Origin of the sequence: Pseudoalteromonas shioyasakiensis, assembly GCF_001550135.1 — a bacterium.
GTDB lineage: Bacteria > Pseudomonadota > Gammaproteobacteria > Enterobacterales > Alteromonadaceae > Pseudoalteromonas > Pseudoalteromonas shioyasakiensis.
This window is the reverse complement of record NZ_LRUE01000022.1, coordinates 1-14,536: the sequence shown is the minus strand read 5'-3', so window position 1 is coordinate 14,536 and position 14,536 is coordinate 1. Positions and strand designations below refer to the sequence as shown.

General features: G+C 42.4%; 12 protein-coding genes. 7 read left to right on the top strand and 5 right to left on the bottom strand.

The window, feature by feature from the left end; translation table 11 throughout:
- Window positions 1–522, top strand: coding sequence for an Lcl C-terminal domain-containing protein (locus PASHI_RS16565; protein WP_062566405.1), 522 nt, complete (start codon window positions 1–3; stop codon window positions 520–522).
- Here PASHI_RS16565 and PASHI_RS16560 read toward each other — a convergent pair.
- Entirely contained in the window at window positions 510–1,619 is a 1,110-nt protein-coding gene (locus PASHI_RS16560; protein ID WP_062566404.1) for a tRNA nucleotidyltransferase/poly(A) polymerase-related protein, read from the bottom strand. The two genes, PASHI_RS16565 and PASHI_RS16560, sit on opposite strands and share 13 nt — an antisense overlap.
- A gap of 125 nt (window positions 1,620–1,744) precedes the next feature.
- Here PASHI_RS16560 and PASHI_RS16555 point away from each other — a divergent pair, with 125 nt between their 5' ends.
- Together PASHI_RS16555 and PASHI_RS16550 are read left to right on the top strand one after the other, a co-directional pair.
- Window positions 1,745–2,662 carry an ExeA family protein gene (locus PASHI_RS16555; protein ID WP_062566403.1) on the top strand — a complete coding sequence of 306 codons (918 nt, stop codon included), beginning with the start codon at window positions 1,745–1,747 and terminating at the stop codon, window positions 2,660–2,662.
- Between the two features lie 13 nt (window positions 2,663–2,675).
- Window positions 2,676–3,728, top strand: coding sequence for a general secretion pathway protein GspB (locus PASHI_RS16550; protein WP_062566402.1), 1,053 nt, complete (start codon window positions 2,676–2,678; stop codon window positions 3,726–3,728).
- Window positions 3,729–3,746: 18 nt separating this feature from the next.
- On the opposite strand, the gene PASHI_RS16545 is transcribed toward PASHI_RS16550, so the two are convergent.
- Window positions 3,747–4,955, bottom strand: coding sequence for a cyclic di-GMP phosphodiesterase (locus PASHI_RS16545; protein WP_062566401.1), 1,209 nt, complete (start codon window positions 4,953–4,955; stop codon window positions 3,747–3,749).
- A gap of 160 nt (window positions 4,956–5,115) precedes the next feature.
- On the bottom strand, window positions 5,116–8,919 hold the full coding sequence (gene putA / locus PASHI_RS16540) for a bifunctional proline dehydrogenase/L-glutamate gamma-semialdehyde dehydrogenase PutA (protein WP_062566400.1): 3,804 nt from the start codon (window positions 8,917–8,919) through the stop codon (window positions 5,116–5,118).
- 166 nt (window positions 8,920–9,085) lie between these two features.
- On the opposite strand from putA, the gene PASHI_RS16535 reads away from it, so the two are divergent.
- A complete protein-coding gene (locus PASHI_RS16535; RefSeq protein ID WP_054551119.1) occupies window positions 9,086–9,568 on the top strand; it encodes a winged helix-turn-helix transcriptional regulator in 483 nt (160 codons plus the stop codon).
- A 48-nt stretch (window positions 9,569–9,616) separates the two neighbouring features.
- On the opposite strand, the gene PASHI_RS16530 is transcribed toward PASHI_RS16535, so the two are convergent.
- Window positions 9,617–10,216 carry a TIGR04211 family SH3 domain-containing protein gene (locus PASHI_RS16530; protein ID WP_054560918.1) on the bottom strand — a complete coding sequence of 200 codons (600 nt, stop codon included), beginning with the start codon at window positions 10,214–10,216 and terminating at the stop codon, window positions 9,617–9,619.
- Window positions 10,217–10,429: 213 nt separating this feature from the next.
- Between PASHI_RS16530 and PASHI_RS16525 the strand changes: the two genes are divergently transcribed.
- From PASHI_RS16525 to PASHI_RS16515, 3 genes are all read left to right on the top strand, one after another.
- The gene (locus PASHI_RS16525) at window positions 10,430–11,950 is read left to right on the top strand and encodes a CYTH and CHAD domain-containing protein (protein ID WP_054560917.1); all 1,521 of its coding nucleotides are present in this window, start codon (window positions 10,430–10,432) and stop codon (window positions 11,948–11,950) included.
- Window positions 11,951–11,987: 37 nt separating this feature from the next.
- A complete protein-coding gene (locus PASHI_RS16520; RefSeq protein WP_062566399.1) occupies window positions 11,988–12,596 on the top strand; it encodes an START domain-containing protein in 609 nt (202 codons plus the stop codon).
- Window positions 12,597–12,675: 79 nt separating this feature from the next.
- Window positions 12,676–13,080, top strand: coding sequence for a diacylglycerol kinase (locus tag PASHI_RS16515; protein ID WP_062566398.1), 405 nt, complete (start codon window positions 12,676–12,678; stop codon window positions 13,078–13,080).
- 37 nt (window positions 13,081–13,117) lie between these two features.
- Here PASHI_RS16515 and PASHI_RS16510 read toward each other — a convergent pair whose 3' ends face one another.
- The gene (locus PASHI_RS16510) at window positions 13,118–14,446 is read right to left on the bottom strand and encodes an IS4 family transposase (RefSeq protein ID WP_062564240.1); all 1,329 of its coding nucleotides are present in this window, start codon (window positions 14,444–14,446) and stop codon (window positions 13,118–13,120) included.
- Window positions 14,447–14,536: the final 90 nt, after the last annotated feature.

The following is a 14,536-nucleotide window of genomic DNA, read 5'->3' as shown; positions in this document are numbered from 1 at the left end:
ATGCGAAAGTTACCTTTAATCACAGTAATTACCGGTATTGCTCTGCAATCGGGTTTTGCTGCTGCGCAAGTATGTTACAGCGCCGTCACAGAGACGACCCCTGATAGCCGTTTTGTAATAAACGAAGATGGTACAGTAAGTGATAGCGAAACGGGTCTTATGTGGCAACGTTGTACGTTTGGTCAAAGTTATGATAGTGACACGGATACTTGCGAGGGCACGAGCCAGCAACTTACTTGGGGCGAAGCTTTACGCGGGGCTGAAAATGCAACCTTTGCTGATTACAGCGATTGGCATGTACCAAATGTTAAAGAGTTAGCAAGTATTTTAGAGCATAGTTGTGTGCAGCCTAGCATTAACGAAAACGCATTTTTATCGACTAAGCTGCAAAACTACTGGAGTAGCACTTCAGGGATCAGTCGCACTGATCTAGCTTGGGTGTATCAATTTGATAAAGGCATCAACAGCCTTCACGCAAAAACGTCCGATGTTTATTTGCGTTTAGTGCGCTACGAAAAGTAGCCTTTAATAATCTCTAACCGCGCTTGCTCAAGCGCGGTTTTTATTTCTGCGCCTTTAATACCTTGTGCAATAAACTGTTGCGGGCTGACTGCTCGTGCTTGCGTGGCTGCATTTACTAAAGAGTCATAGCGGGTTACTGGCTGTTGTTGACTTATCTCTAACACCTTTAAAACTTGCTCAAAACGTTCAGGGCGACGCCATAAATCAAGTTGGTTAAAGCAAGCAAAAACGGCCTCGCTAGATGGTTTTTCTGCACTTAACGTTGTTTGATGTGTTTGGCTAAATAGCGCTAAATCGCGCACTTCATTAGGTAAGCGTATCTTGCTAGCCATCGCTTTTATCTCGTCGCTTGAAAGCGCTAAGGTAACTTGGCTAAATAACAACGCAGTGTCACTAACTTGCAGTTTATTCGCATAGGCAAAGCGAGCTTGTAAAGTACGGTAAAGCTCATCACACCATTTACTTTCAAGCTCAGGGCTAATTACATGCAGGCCGCCAATACTATCAAGTACATTTAAAAACTCGCTAAATGCGCCATCACTGAGGGATTTTTCGCATTCTAACCAAACGCGCTCAGCTGTGAGGGTGCTCAGTTCACCGGCTTTAACCATCTCGGTTAATAGTGACTGGGTTTCTGGGGCGATAGTAAAGCCTAGGTAATGATAACGAGCAGCAAAACGGGCTACTCGCAATATGCGCAAAGGGTCTTCACTAAAGGCATCGGAGACATGACGTAATACACGATTTTCAAGATCCTGCTGACCAGAAAATGGGTCGACTAAGCTGCCATCTTGGGCTTGAGCAATGGCATTTACGGTGAGATCTCGACGTATTAAGTCTTGCTCTAATGTGACATCAGGCGCGAAATCACAAATGAAGCCGGTATAACCTTGGCCTTGTTTTCGCTCGGTGCGCGCTAGCGCATATTCTTCTTTACTTTGTGGGTGTAAAAATACCGGAAAATCTTTACCAACTTGTTGATAGCCTTGGCTGATCAGTTGCTCAGGCGTTGCACCAACTACCACATAGTCGCGCTCTTTAACGTCACGACCAAGTAGGGCGTCTCTGACTGCGCCACCGACTAAATAAACCTGCATAAAACACCTATAATTTTGCCTTTTCGCTATTTTACGTTATTTAGCCAATAAAATGTAAACAAGGTTTTAAGTAGCGATGTTTTTTGCCATTATAGACCGTGATTTTAAACGCAAGGAATAACACGGTGTATTTAAGCTATTTTGGCTTGTCAGAAAAACCCTTTTCGATTGCCCCAAATCCTGAGTATTTATTTCTTAGTGAGCGCCATAAAGAGGCGTTAGCGCACCTTACCTATGGATTAGGTGAAGCGGGTGGCTTCGTTTTGTTAACAGGCGAAGTGGGTACAGGTAAAACAACACTAACAAGAAGTCTGCAAGAGCAGTTACCTGAAAACACCCAAGTGGCACAAATTCATAATCCGGCTTTGTCACAACTTGAACTGCTTGCCAGTATTTGTGATGAATTAAAGATTGAGTACGACTGTACTAATGCGACTCTGAAGACCCTTACTGATGTGATTAAAAAGCACCTTGAGGCAAACAATCAAGCGGGCGGTCACACCATCTTAATTATTGATGAAGCACAATTACTCGCACCTGATGTGCTAGAGCAGCTGCGCTTGTTAACCAATATCGAAACAGATCATAAAAAGCTGCTGCAAATTGTATTAGTAGGGCAACCTGAGCTTCAAGAACTACTAAAACGCACTGAATTAAGACAACTTGCCCAGCGTATTACTGCGCGTTATCACTTATTACCACTCACTGAAGGACAAGTGTTTGCCTATGTTAAGCACCGTTTATTTAAAGCGGGCACAGAGCAAGCATTGTTCTCAGGGGATGCGTTAAAAGCGATTTATCAGGTTACTCAAGGCGTACCAAGATTGATCAATTTATTATGTGAGCGCTGTTTAGTGGGGGCATTTTCACAGCAAAAATTGAGTATCGACAGCGAACTTGTGATGCGCTCAGCCGCAGAAGCACTGCCGCCAACCAGCACTCCTGTTGCTGTAGCAAATAAAGAGCCGAGTTATGTTTGGCTTTACCCAGTTTCATTTTTAGCCGTATTAGGAATGGGTATTGGTTTATCCTACCTAATATAACGAGTGTTCATTTATGTCATTATTACTAGATGCAATTAAACAATCAGATCAGCACGCACAAACTGCCGTTGATCATGACCAAGCCGCACTTGCGCTCAAACAACAGCAAGAATTAACACGGTATCGACGCTTAGCTTTTTCATTTGGGCTATTACTGGCGGCAATATTGACGCTTATGGCAGGATTTTCGATTGGTAAATGGTTACAGCAAACTAAACCTGCTGCTGAGCAGCCAAAGCTTGTTAATAACAGCAATGAAACCACAGAAAGCGTTGCCACTGAGGCTCAGGTAAGTCCTGAAACACAGCAACCCGCTAAGCAACAGCAAGTAGCGCAAAGCCAAACCCCGCAAGCGACCAATAACCCAGCCCAAGTAACAACGATGCAACAAGGGCAAGTGCAACAATCTGTACCACAACAAATGATGCAGCAGGTGCCAGTGCAAGGTCAGCAATATCAGTGGGTGCAAGTTCCGGTAAATTCAGCCCCTGTGTATGCAAATCAAGGTTATCAAGTACAACCTCAGTACCAGCAACAAGCTGTGTATCAAAATCAGCCAGTGTATCAATCACAGCCACAGTTTTCGCAGCCAATGCAACAAATCAATCCGCAGCAAATGAGCAGTAATGGCATTGATTTAAGTAAATACAAGGTGCTCGGCAAGCCACTTAATGGTCAGCCAACTCAACCAGCTTCTCAACCATCAACAAATGATGAGCTTAAAGATGTACCAGATACATTGAAAGATGCTTTTGCTAAAGCGGTTGAAGATGTTGATAACAAACACAGTGTTGATATTACCCGTAGCACTAAAAATACGTCTTATGCAGAGCCAATTGAGCTCTTGCCTGATGCATTACAAAGTCTCATTCCTACCATTAAATACCAAGCGCATATTTATGCTTCAGAAACATCGAAGCGCTGGATTAAGTTAAATGGTCGTGAGTTATACGAAGGCGATAACATCGGCGTGTTATCAGTCATTGAAATCACTCCAGAGCAGAGCTTATTAAGCTACGATGGCTATGAGTTTACTTTAAAAGCATTACAAGACTGGCCTGAGTAGCCAGCCTTTATTTTAGGGCTAAGGTAAAATAGCACTCTTAAAAAAGCGGATCAGGTCGATGTTAAAGTCTCTCGGCCTGACTGCTGATTCTAAGCTATCGTGGCAACGGCTGTTAGCCAAATCAATATCTTGCACTTCGGTATAGCGTGCATGTTTAGCGTTATAAAACACTTTAACTTGAGGTTTTAAAGGACTAGTAGGGTTACTGTGAGTGACCACACCTAATTTTTGGCTTTCAAGTTTCACTAAGGTGCCGACTGGGTGAACACCTATGCACTGAATAAACTTAGTGACTAGGTCTCCGTCAAAGCTATCTGGGCAGCCATCTTTAAGTATCTTAAACGCCTTAATTGGCTCCATGCCTGCTTTGTAAACCCGCTCAGCGGTCAATGCATCATACACATCAACAATCGAAGCCATACGTACATATAAGCTTATCTCGTCACCACTTTTACCAAACGGGTAGCCACTGCCATCTAAACGTTCGTGATGGAAGCCAGCTATATCTACAGCAATCCCGCTCAAGCCTGCTTGCTCTAAAATTTCTTTACTGAAACGAGCATGGTCTTGAATTACTTGGTACTCTTCGTCGGTTAATTTGCCAGGCTTATTGAGTATCTCATCGGGAATATTGATCTTGCCAATATCGTGAAGTAAAGCACCGGTCGCAAGCTCTTCAATAATGGCTTTTTCAATACCTAAGTGCTTAGCAAAAATACTCATCAAAATTGATACATTGATAGAATGCTCAAGTAGGTAAGCATCTTTTTCACGCATACGAGTGATACAGGCAAGCGCATCTTGGTTACGAAAAACCGAATCAATAAAGCCACTTGCGAGTTCTTTAAAAGGGGCTATATCAATTTTGTTGCCATCGCGGATATCGTCAAAGGCTTTGCTTTGTAATGACCTTGCTTCGTTATATAAGCTGTTTGCTTTGCCCATTTCTGCCGACACACTGTGAGTGGTGTGCCAAGGATCGAATGCGGTCGTCTCGCCAACAGGTTGCGGATTATGTTGCTGCTCAACCACTTTATTCTCACTGTCTAAGGTCAGTGTTTTGTCTGGGTCGATAGCTATTTCTAATATGCCAGCCTTGATCAGCTTATCTATACTTCCCTGTGTTTTTACCCAACCTTGGTTTTTTATACGGATCTTGCCTGTTTGTTTTGTCACACTTTGGACAAACATGCCGGGCTTTAGTTGATTGATAGGGAGTGTTTTCAAAGCCTTTACTTCTAGTCGAATACATTACTATAAAACTAGCAGAAAATTTGTAGCTCGGTAAACAAGAATAGTAAAAAGGTATCTGTAAAATCAAAAGCCCCCGCAAATGCGAGGGCTTTTAATTAGCTCAGGAAAGTTTAATTTCCTTTAACTTATACGATTACTCGTCGTCTTCAACTAAGGTCATTAGTGATGTGTTACCACCTGATGCGGTTGTATCAACACTGATTGTTTTCTCAGTGAGTAAGCGCTTGATTAGCGTGTCGTAGTACTCAGAGCTGATCACTGGCAGAATAGCACCTTTACGTTGTGCTAGCTGCTGGCTAAAGTAGCCTAAGCGTGATGAACGAGCTGCAACAACCGCACCTGCAAGGTGAGGGTGCGCCAAGATAGCTTGTAACTGATTAGGTTTAGCTACTTGGAATACACCTTCAGCGATACCTGTTGAGATAAACTTGTCTCTGAATGCAACCGCTTCGTCAAAGAATAACTCAGAAGCAACCGTGATTACTGTGTTACCAGCAGCAAGTGCTGTGATAATCGAAATTGCCCAGAAGTTAAATGACGTACTCTTATCAGCATAACAAACCACACAGCCACGAGGCTCTAAGTGAAGTGTGTTTGACTCACCCGTTGGTCCAGGCAACACAGTGTGCTTACGCATGTGTTTTTCAAGACGGTTAAGTTGCGCACGAGCATCAGCTAGCGTTAATGCTAAATCATCGGCAAGCTCGTCGATAATTTCTACAGTCGCTACTTTTGCAAGTAATTGACGCACAGCAGAAACTCGGTCGTTCAGTGGTGTTGCACGCCAGATTTTCTCGTCGCGTAATGAGTTATCCATTAGCGTAGCAACCTGCTCAGCTGCACCTGAATAGTGGTGAGTATCTAACTCATCAGGTGTTAGATTAGTCATTTGTACGTTATCTGGTGATGCTTTTTCTTTCACTAGACGTTGTAGGTAGTTAGGACCACCCGCTTTAGGGCCTGTACCAGATAAACCACGGCCACCGAAAGGTTGTACGCCAACAATCGCGCCGATCATATTACGGTTGATGTAAACGTTACCTGCACGTGACATTTTCGCTAGGTATTCACAGCGCTCTTCGATACGTGAATGCACACCCATAGTTAAGCCAAAGCCCGTGCCATTGATTTGGTCAATCACGTTATCAAGCTCTGTGCCTTTAAAGCGGATGATATGTACACATGGGCCAAATACTTCGCGCTTAAGTACAGATAAATCTTTGATTTCGTATAAACGAGGCGCGAAGAAGTAAGCACCATTTTCATTGTTATCAGGAATAGCACACTCATAGTGAAGTGTGGCATTACCTTTTAAGTATTCAACATGGTCATTTAAATTTTTCAGTGCTTTTTCGTCGATAACAGGACCGATATCAGTTGAAAGCAATGACGGGTCGCCAACGTGAAGCTCTTTTAAAGCACCTTTGATCATCTCAATGATGCCATCAGCAACGTCTTCTTGTAAGAATAATACACGCAGTGCAGAACAGCGTTGACCAGCACTTTGGAAACCTGAACTGATCACATCGTCAACAACTTGCTCTGGTAGAGCGGTTGAGTCAACGATCATACAGTTTTGACCACCAGTTTCAGCAATAAGCGGTACTTGAATATCATTACGCGCAGCAAGTGTTTGCGAAATAACAGTACCTGTTTCTGTAGAACCTGTGAACATAACAGCTTGAATACGCTCATCAGGAACGATGGTTTTACCTACTTCGCTACCACGAGCAATAACAGGTTGTACAACGTGCTCTGGTAAGCCTACAGATAGCATAAGTTCAATGGTACGAAGTGCGATTAAGCTTGTTTGCTCAGCTGGTTTCGCAATAACTGTGTTACCTGTCACGATTGCTGCAGCTACTTGACCTAAGAAGATTGCAAGTGGGAAGTTCCATGGGCTGATACATAAGATCACACCACGTGCTTCGAAGCGCTCATCTTCAGAAAGTTCCTCAGCGCGTGCAGCGTAGTAGCGGCAGAAATCCACTGCTTCACGAACTTCATCGATACCATCTTGAGTTACTTTACCTGCTTCTTTGATACATAGTGCCACTAACTCATCGTGATGACGCTCTAAGATATCAGCAACACGACGTAATAAGTTTGCGCGCTCTTTTACTGGCGTTTGTGACCATGACTCAAATGCTTTTTCTGCATTTTCTAAAAGAGCAGTCATTTCGTCAGAAGATTGTAGTTTCACATGACCAATGATCTCTTTGTGATTTGCAGGGTTCTTCACAGGAAGAGAGCCTTCTGGCACATCGCTTAATTCAATGCGGTGCTCAGCAAACCAGGTATCAAGGTTTTCTTTAAATGGTGTGATTACATTGATATCAGTTAAGTCCATGCCTTTTGAGTTAGCACGTTCTTCACCGTATAAATCAATAGGCATCTTAATTTGCGTGTTGTACTTGTTACGTAAACCTTGCAGTGTTTCTACAGGGTCAGGTAATAGTGATTCAACAGGCTTAGTCGTATCAACAATCGCATTAACGAATGACGAGTTAGCACCGTTTTCTAATAAACGACGTACTAAGTAGGCAAGTAAGTCTTCGTGTTGACCCACTGGTGCGTAAACACGACATTGAATTTTCTCTTGGGTTACGATTTGGTCGAATAACGACTCACCCATACCGTGTAGGCGTTGGAATTCAAAACCTTCGTTATCACCTTTTGCAACTTCTAAGATTGTTGCTGCAGTGTAGGCGTTGTGTGTAGCAAATTGCGGGTACAGTACATCACGTGCTTCTAGAAGCTTAATTGCACAAGCTTTGTAAGAAACGTCAGTGGTCGCTTTACGTGTAAATACCGGGTAATGATCTAAACCATCTTGTTGAGTGGTTTTGATTTCTGTATCCCAGTATGCACCTTTTACAAGGCGAACCATTAGTTTACGACCAACGCGACGAGCTAGCTCTGCAACCCACTCAACGACAAAAATAGCGCGCTTTTGGTATGCTTGAACTGCTAAACCAAAGCCGTTCCAGTTACCTAAATCGTCATCACTGAATACCGCTTCAATAACATCTAAAGAGATATCTAAACGGTCAGCTTCTTCAGCATCAACAGTAAAGCCGATATCGTAGCTTTTCGCTGCAAGCGCAAGTTCTTTTAACTTAGGTACGATTTCAGCAATAACACGTTCACGATGTGTGAATTCATAACGTGGGTGAATCGCAGAAATTTTAACTGAGATACCAGGGCTCTTGATTGGACCACGGCCATTTGCTGCTTTACCAATCGCGTGGATAGCTGTCATGTAGCTGTTGAAGTAACGCTCTGCATCTTTCATTGTGCGTGCGCCTTCACCTAGCATATCGTATGAGTATACGTAGCCTTTTTGCTCTTTATCGGCTGCACGTTCAATTGCTTCGTCGATAGTACGACCCATAACGAATTGCTTACCCATGATCTTCATCGCGAAGTTCACAGATTTACGAATAACAGGCTCACCTAAACGACCAATTGTTTTCTTAAGAACACCGAATTGCTGCTCTTTTGACTTGTCGCTGTAGTTAACCATTTTACCGGTTACTAACAGACCCCAAGAAGAGGCGTTTACAAATAAAGAATCGCTGCTACCTAAATGAGAGCTCCAGTCACCTTTAGCAAGTTTGTCACGAATTAGTGATTCTTGCGTTGCTTTATCTGGAACACGTAATAGTGCTTCTGCAAGACACATTAATACAACGCCTTCCTCACTTGAAAGTGAGAATTCATTTAATAGTGCATCTACACCGCTTTGACCATCCTGATCGCGACGGATATTTAAAACCATTTGACGAGCACGTTCCCACGCTCGGCTACGCGCTTTCACGCCTACTTCAGCCAAAGGCAAAATATGATCAATAACCGCATTTTCGTCAATACGGTAGAAATCACGGATCTTTTGTCTAATTGGACATTCAGTTGTCAAATCGCCATTAAATAGCATATGTAACCCTCTGGTATGTGGAGTCTAGAAATGAACTTATTGCATTTCTTACCATTGATATAATTCGTGCATTCTAATTAAAATCCAGCAGAATATGCTGGTTAAATTTTTCGATTTACGATAATTTACAGGGCATACCGTTAACTTAGCCGCATAAAATTCTGTTATGACCAGTCCGAATAGATTACGCATGTTAGATCGCATCGATTTAGCAATTTTAGACGCTCTGCAAAAAAATGGCAGAATATCGAACGTAAACCTCGCAAAACAGGTAAATCTGAGCCCAAGCCCGTGTCTAGATCGTGTAAAACGTTTAGAGCAAGAAGGCTACATCGAAGGCTATTACGCAAAGCTTAGCGAAGCAAAGCTTAACCAGAGCTTGTTAGCACATGTGCAGGTATCGTTAGTGACCTCGAATACATCGGTATTTAAAGTCTTTCGTGAATATATTTTAAATATTCCACAAGTGGTTGAATGCGACATGGTTGCTGGTGGCTATGACTACTTATTAAAAGTACGGGTGTCTGATATGGATGAATACCGCCAAGTGCTGGGGGATTTAGTTGATATCCCAGGGGTAGGTACGCATCACACCTATATGGTGATCGAAAAAATTAAACAAGATACCGGACTAAGGTTCGATATATAGATACAAAAAAAGCACCATCAGGTGCTTTTTTATTGACTATTTAGTGGCTTATGCCCAGCCGTCGTAACGTTTACGGCGAGATAACACCACGGTTAAGATAATACCTAACAGTAAGCCGATAAATGCAATTGCTCCGCCATATGTAAGTAGCTGACGCTTCTCTTTAGCACTGGCTGTTTGCTTTGCGTTGCGCTCAGACTCAATGGTGTTCTTAAGTGTTTCGATTTGCTTGCTAAGAGCTAGGTTTTGCTCTGTAAGTGATTTGTTCTGCTCTTGAAGTTGTGGCAGTTCAATTTCAGCTTGGCGAAGCTGCTCTTGCATTACCGTCATGTCGTTATTCAGCGCTTGAAATTGTTGTTGAATACCCGCGTTTTCAGTAACAAATTTTGACTCTACCCAACCTTCACGATCTTTATCATCACGAATTTTAAAGTAGCCATTATCTTCACCTGACAACAACACAACTTGCGTACCAGCATCAACTGAGCCCAAAATGCGGTAGTTTTTGCTTGGGCCTGAGTGCATAAAGGTGTACAGGTTATCGACTATGTATGCGGTGTTTTGGCTGTCGCTGCTTGGAGCTTCTTCTGCGTAGCTAATAAAAGAGGTGGCCGCAAGGAGCAACCCAAAAATACACTGTTTTAACATCAATCTACCTTGTTAATGTGATCTTGCCTAGAAGTGGCTAAATTTATAATTTCTTTATGTATAGAGATAGTAGGGATTTCAACTATTAATAGCAAGGCTGATATTGTAATCCGTGCGTGAGCTTAACCGTAAAAAACAGGAAAAAATTTGCATTAACAGTCTGCTTTGTTTATTTTGATCACTTATTTATTTTAAATGTACTCCGCAAAGCGAATGGATACTGAGATAGAACTGAAGTTTTTGGTGTCAGATGCCGTTGTTCCACTGATCCCCGCATTAATTACCCAATTTGCAAAAACCGTTACTAACAAACCGTCACGCAATTTACAAAATGCTTATTACGATACGCCAAGCCGAGAATTACGCGCTTTAGATATTGGCCTTCGTACTCGCTGTTGTGATGGTGAGTGTGAACAAACTATCAAGCTTGCTGGCGAAGTGGTTGGCGGCTTACATCAGCGCCCAGAATACAACTTACCACTGTCAGGTAACCGCCCTGATTTACTCGCATTTGATGCTGCTATTTGGCCGCATGGCATGCAAGTGTCTGGTATTGCAGAAAACCTATACCCAATTTTTAGCACTAACTTTATACGCCGTACTTGGTTACTCGAAACCGAAAATGGCGCAAAAATTGAAGTGGTATTAGATAAAGGTGAAGTTGCTGCCTCGGGTCAGGTTGAGCCAATCTCTGAACTTGAAATCGAACTGATCGAAGGTAGTCGTAATGAGTTGTTTGCTTTGGCAGATAAACTGGTTAGTGAAAGCCATGTTCGCTTAGGGCTTTATTCTAAAGCTGCTCGGGGTTATCGTCTTGCTGATGACAAACCATTAAAAGCAAGCAAATCAATTGGCTTTGTGCCACTAAAACGTGGTGCAACCCAAGAACAAGCTTTAGTAGAAAGCATTAACTACGCGATTCGCTTTGTACAAAAACATGAAGCCTGCTATTTCATAAAACCAAGCTTAAAAACCCTTAAGCGTGTCACAGACGGTATTCGTTTAATTCGCCATACATTTTGGCTGTTTGACGATATTGTTAGTAAAGACGATACCGACTCATTGCGTACAGAGTTAAAGTGGTTATTGAGCGAATTAGCGTGGGTTGAAAATGCTATCCAGCTAAAAACCTACACATCTAAGCGCCACGCATACTACAAAAAAATCAACAGTGCGCCTGAGCTCACACAAGTTATTAATGACTTAAAAGAGTTACAGCCAAGCATTGATGATATTGAAACTCTTTTTCATAGCACCCGATACAACCGCTTATTGTTACAATTAACTACGTGGTTAATTGAAAAACAATGGCGCAAATCATGGGGGCAGGCTGAGTTTCAGGCAGCAGAAAAACCAGTTGCCGATATTGCTAAGCGTTTATTTGCCAAAGACTGGCACGACATGCACGAGCTTATTCCTGAGCAGCAAGTGTTTACAGATAAAGACTATTTGGCACTACGCACTCGCCTTGAAAACTCATTACTCAGCGGCAATTGCTTAGGCGCTTTGTTCGATAAAGAAGACAGAAATGAGTTCCGTATGCCGTGGGTTGATATCTCTCATGGTATTTATGAGTTAAGCACCCTTGAGTACTTAAAGCAGTTATGCGCAGGACAAGACGACTTAGAGCTGACCAAAATTCAATCATGGCTTGATCAAAAGTCAGAGTTTCTGGTCAGTGCGATGGAGCAAAGTCGCCACGCGTCATTTAATACAGACCCTTATTGGTTTTAAATAAATGCACTTGTGCCTATGGATAGGGTTAGTATGTTTGAGTCTCTCGGCAGTAGCTAACCCTATTGAATGGCAAACTTACAAACAGCAAGACGACATCACCGTTAGCTATAAAAAGCACGAAACTGGCATTATTGAAATTAATGCTTCTGTGCTGGTGAAAAATGCCAAAGCCAGTGACTTTATGGCATTGCTCAGTGATACCGACAACGCCGCAAACTGGCTTGAAAATGTCAAAAGCGTGACGCTAATGGAGCGCTTAAGCCCCTCAGAAACCCTTGTTTATACTCATTTTAATTCACCTTGGCCGGTGTCAGACCGTGACTTGGTGAGTTATTCTTGTTATCACGCATTAGATGAGCACAAATCCGAGTTACAAATCAAAAGCCAACCTTATGCAAAAGCCGAAGTCTCTGGCGTTGTGCGTATTAAAGACCTTACCGCCTATTGGCGCTTTGAACAGCAACAAAGTAACTTGTTAGTAAGCCATCAAGCCTACGCAGACCCAGGTGGTTCCATTCCGCATTGGTTAAGTAACAAGGTATCCCTAAAAAGCGTTTATAAAACGCTACAAGCACTGAGAGAACAATTAACTAACAATCAGTTTTCCCGCGCTAACACCAGCAGCATTCCAGGTGATTGCTAGTTTTTAATCAAGCGTATTTGGGTGACAGAGTAAGAATTTATCATTATGATCAGGCTAGTTCTGAGCGGGTAGGTAAAAAATGAAAGAACCAAAAATTCCCCTAGTTAATAAGCCAAATGGTATTGGCTTTGGGCGTATTTTAAAAGCAACCAAGTGTTCTATTAAAGGCTTTAAAGCGGCATTTAAAGAAGAGTCGGCATTTCGCTCTGAAATCTATTTAGGGGTGTGCTTATTACCCTTGTCAGTGGTTTTTGCACAGTCATTAAATCATTGGTTAGTCCTATTTATACCTTACTTGTTATTATTAATTGTTGAGTTACTGAACTCGTCGATAGAAGCGCTCACTGACCGAGTAGGGATTGAGTATCATGTATTATCGGGACGAGCTAAAGATATGGCTTCTGCGGCAGTGACATTGAGCTTGCTAATTCTAGCCTTAGTTTGGGGTGTTGCAGTTTACGAAAAGATAGTGAGTTACCTTTAAATCAGACACAAAAAAAGCGCCAAAAGGCCAATGCCAGTCAGTTAAGCTGACTGGCATTTCTTTTTTTATGTGGGTACTTTGATGGCTTAGGCTTTATCGCTCTTGGGTATCGCCTATCTTCTCTTCTAGGTGGCAGTTTAAATAGTCTCAGCGTACCTAACAGATGCTCCCAGTGAATTGGAATATTACCGGGGCTCATAATTGATATTGATGAAAAGTATTGAATAACTGCCATCGAGCAGCTTGAGAAACTGAGTTGGTTAGGCCATATTCCTTCAGCTTTTGCTGCTAGGGTCATCAACCTTCGAATTAAATTGTATGCGAGGAGGATCCCCCATAGCTCCTGTCTAACCATATCAGGGCGCTTACTCCGAAGGTGGTATGTGCTATCTAGCATTGTTTGCTTTATTTCTCGATACCCTAATTCTATTTCCCAGCGATGGCTGTATAAATCAACTATTTCGCTACTTGGAAAACGAAGTCTATCTACCATCGAGGTTAATATTCGGTAATTTTTACCTTTTATGGTTTTACTAACCAGTCTTGCTTTAATAACTTCGGGAACATCGGGGAAATTCTTTTGCGCATGCTTAGTGGTTTTGAGCTCAATTATCAGGTCATTGTTACCAACCTTAGAAACGACTTCGTATTGTAAATCAGGTCTTGCAGGTATTAGCCAATGCCTTTCTTCTCCAGTGCTGTGCCATCGATTTAACAAGCCCAGTGAATAGTACCCTTTATCAAACATGGTCAACGAGTGGTTAGGTGTACGCTCAATCAGTCGTTCAGCAAGCTTCATTTCATTCGTCTTATAGTTATCAAACTCACTGCTTATCAGTTGGTGGCTGGTGAGTTCCATATGACAAACCATGCGAATTTGTGGGAATCCTGTATCACCATATTGGTTGCTAGCCGATGAGAATGCTTCACGATTCTCATCTGAATCGGCCGTACGCCAAACAACACCATCAACCGCTAATAAATTTAACCCAGCCCACGTGTCAAACTCTTCTGTATGGTACATATTATCAGCAGCTTTATTAAAGACTTGCTTAACGGGGTCATCACCTAATCGCTGGCGAGCTTGAACCATGGCACTCGGGGCGACTAACTGATTTTTGCCAGGCAGCATAATGTCTAGTTTATTCGCAATATTCCAGACAGATTCTTTACGAAATAATGCCATGCCAATAACAGACCAAAGCACAGCTTCTAAAGGCAACCTGCGCTTTCTAACTGTGGCTACTCCAGCTTGTTGAAAGCCTTGTTCAATCAGGTCAGAAGATAAAATTTCAGATAATTTTTCAAACGTGTGATAACGAGTGCTTTCTTCGAAAGCAGAATGAAGAGCTTGTTCTATATTCACAAAAAAATCCGTAGTTAGTTGCCTAACTACGGATTGTGCATGATCATTCTGATCGGTCAACTGATCAACTTCTTAACTGATCAGCATTAG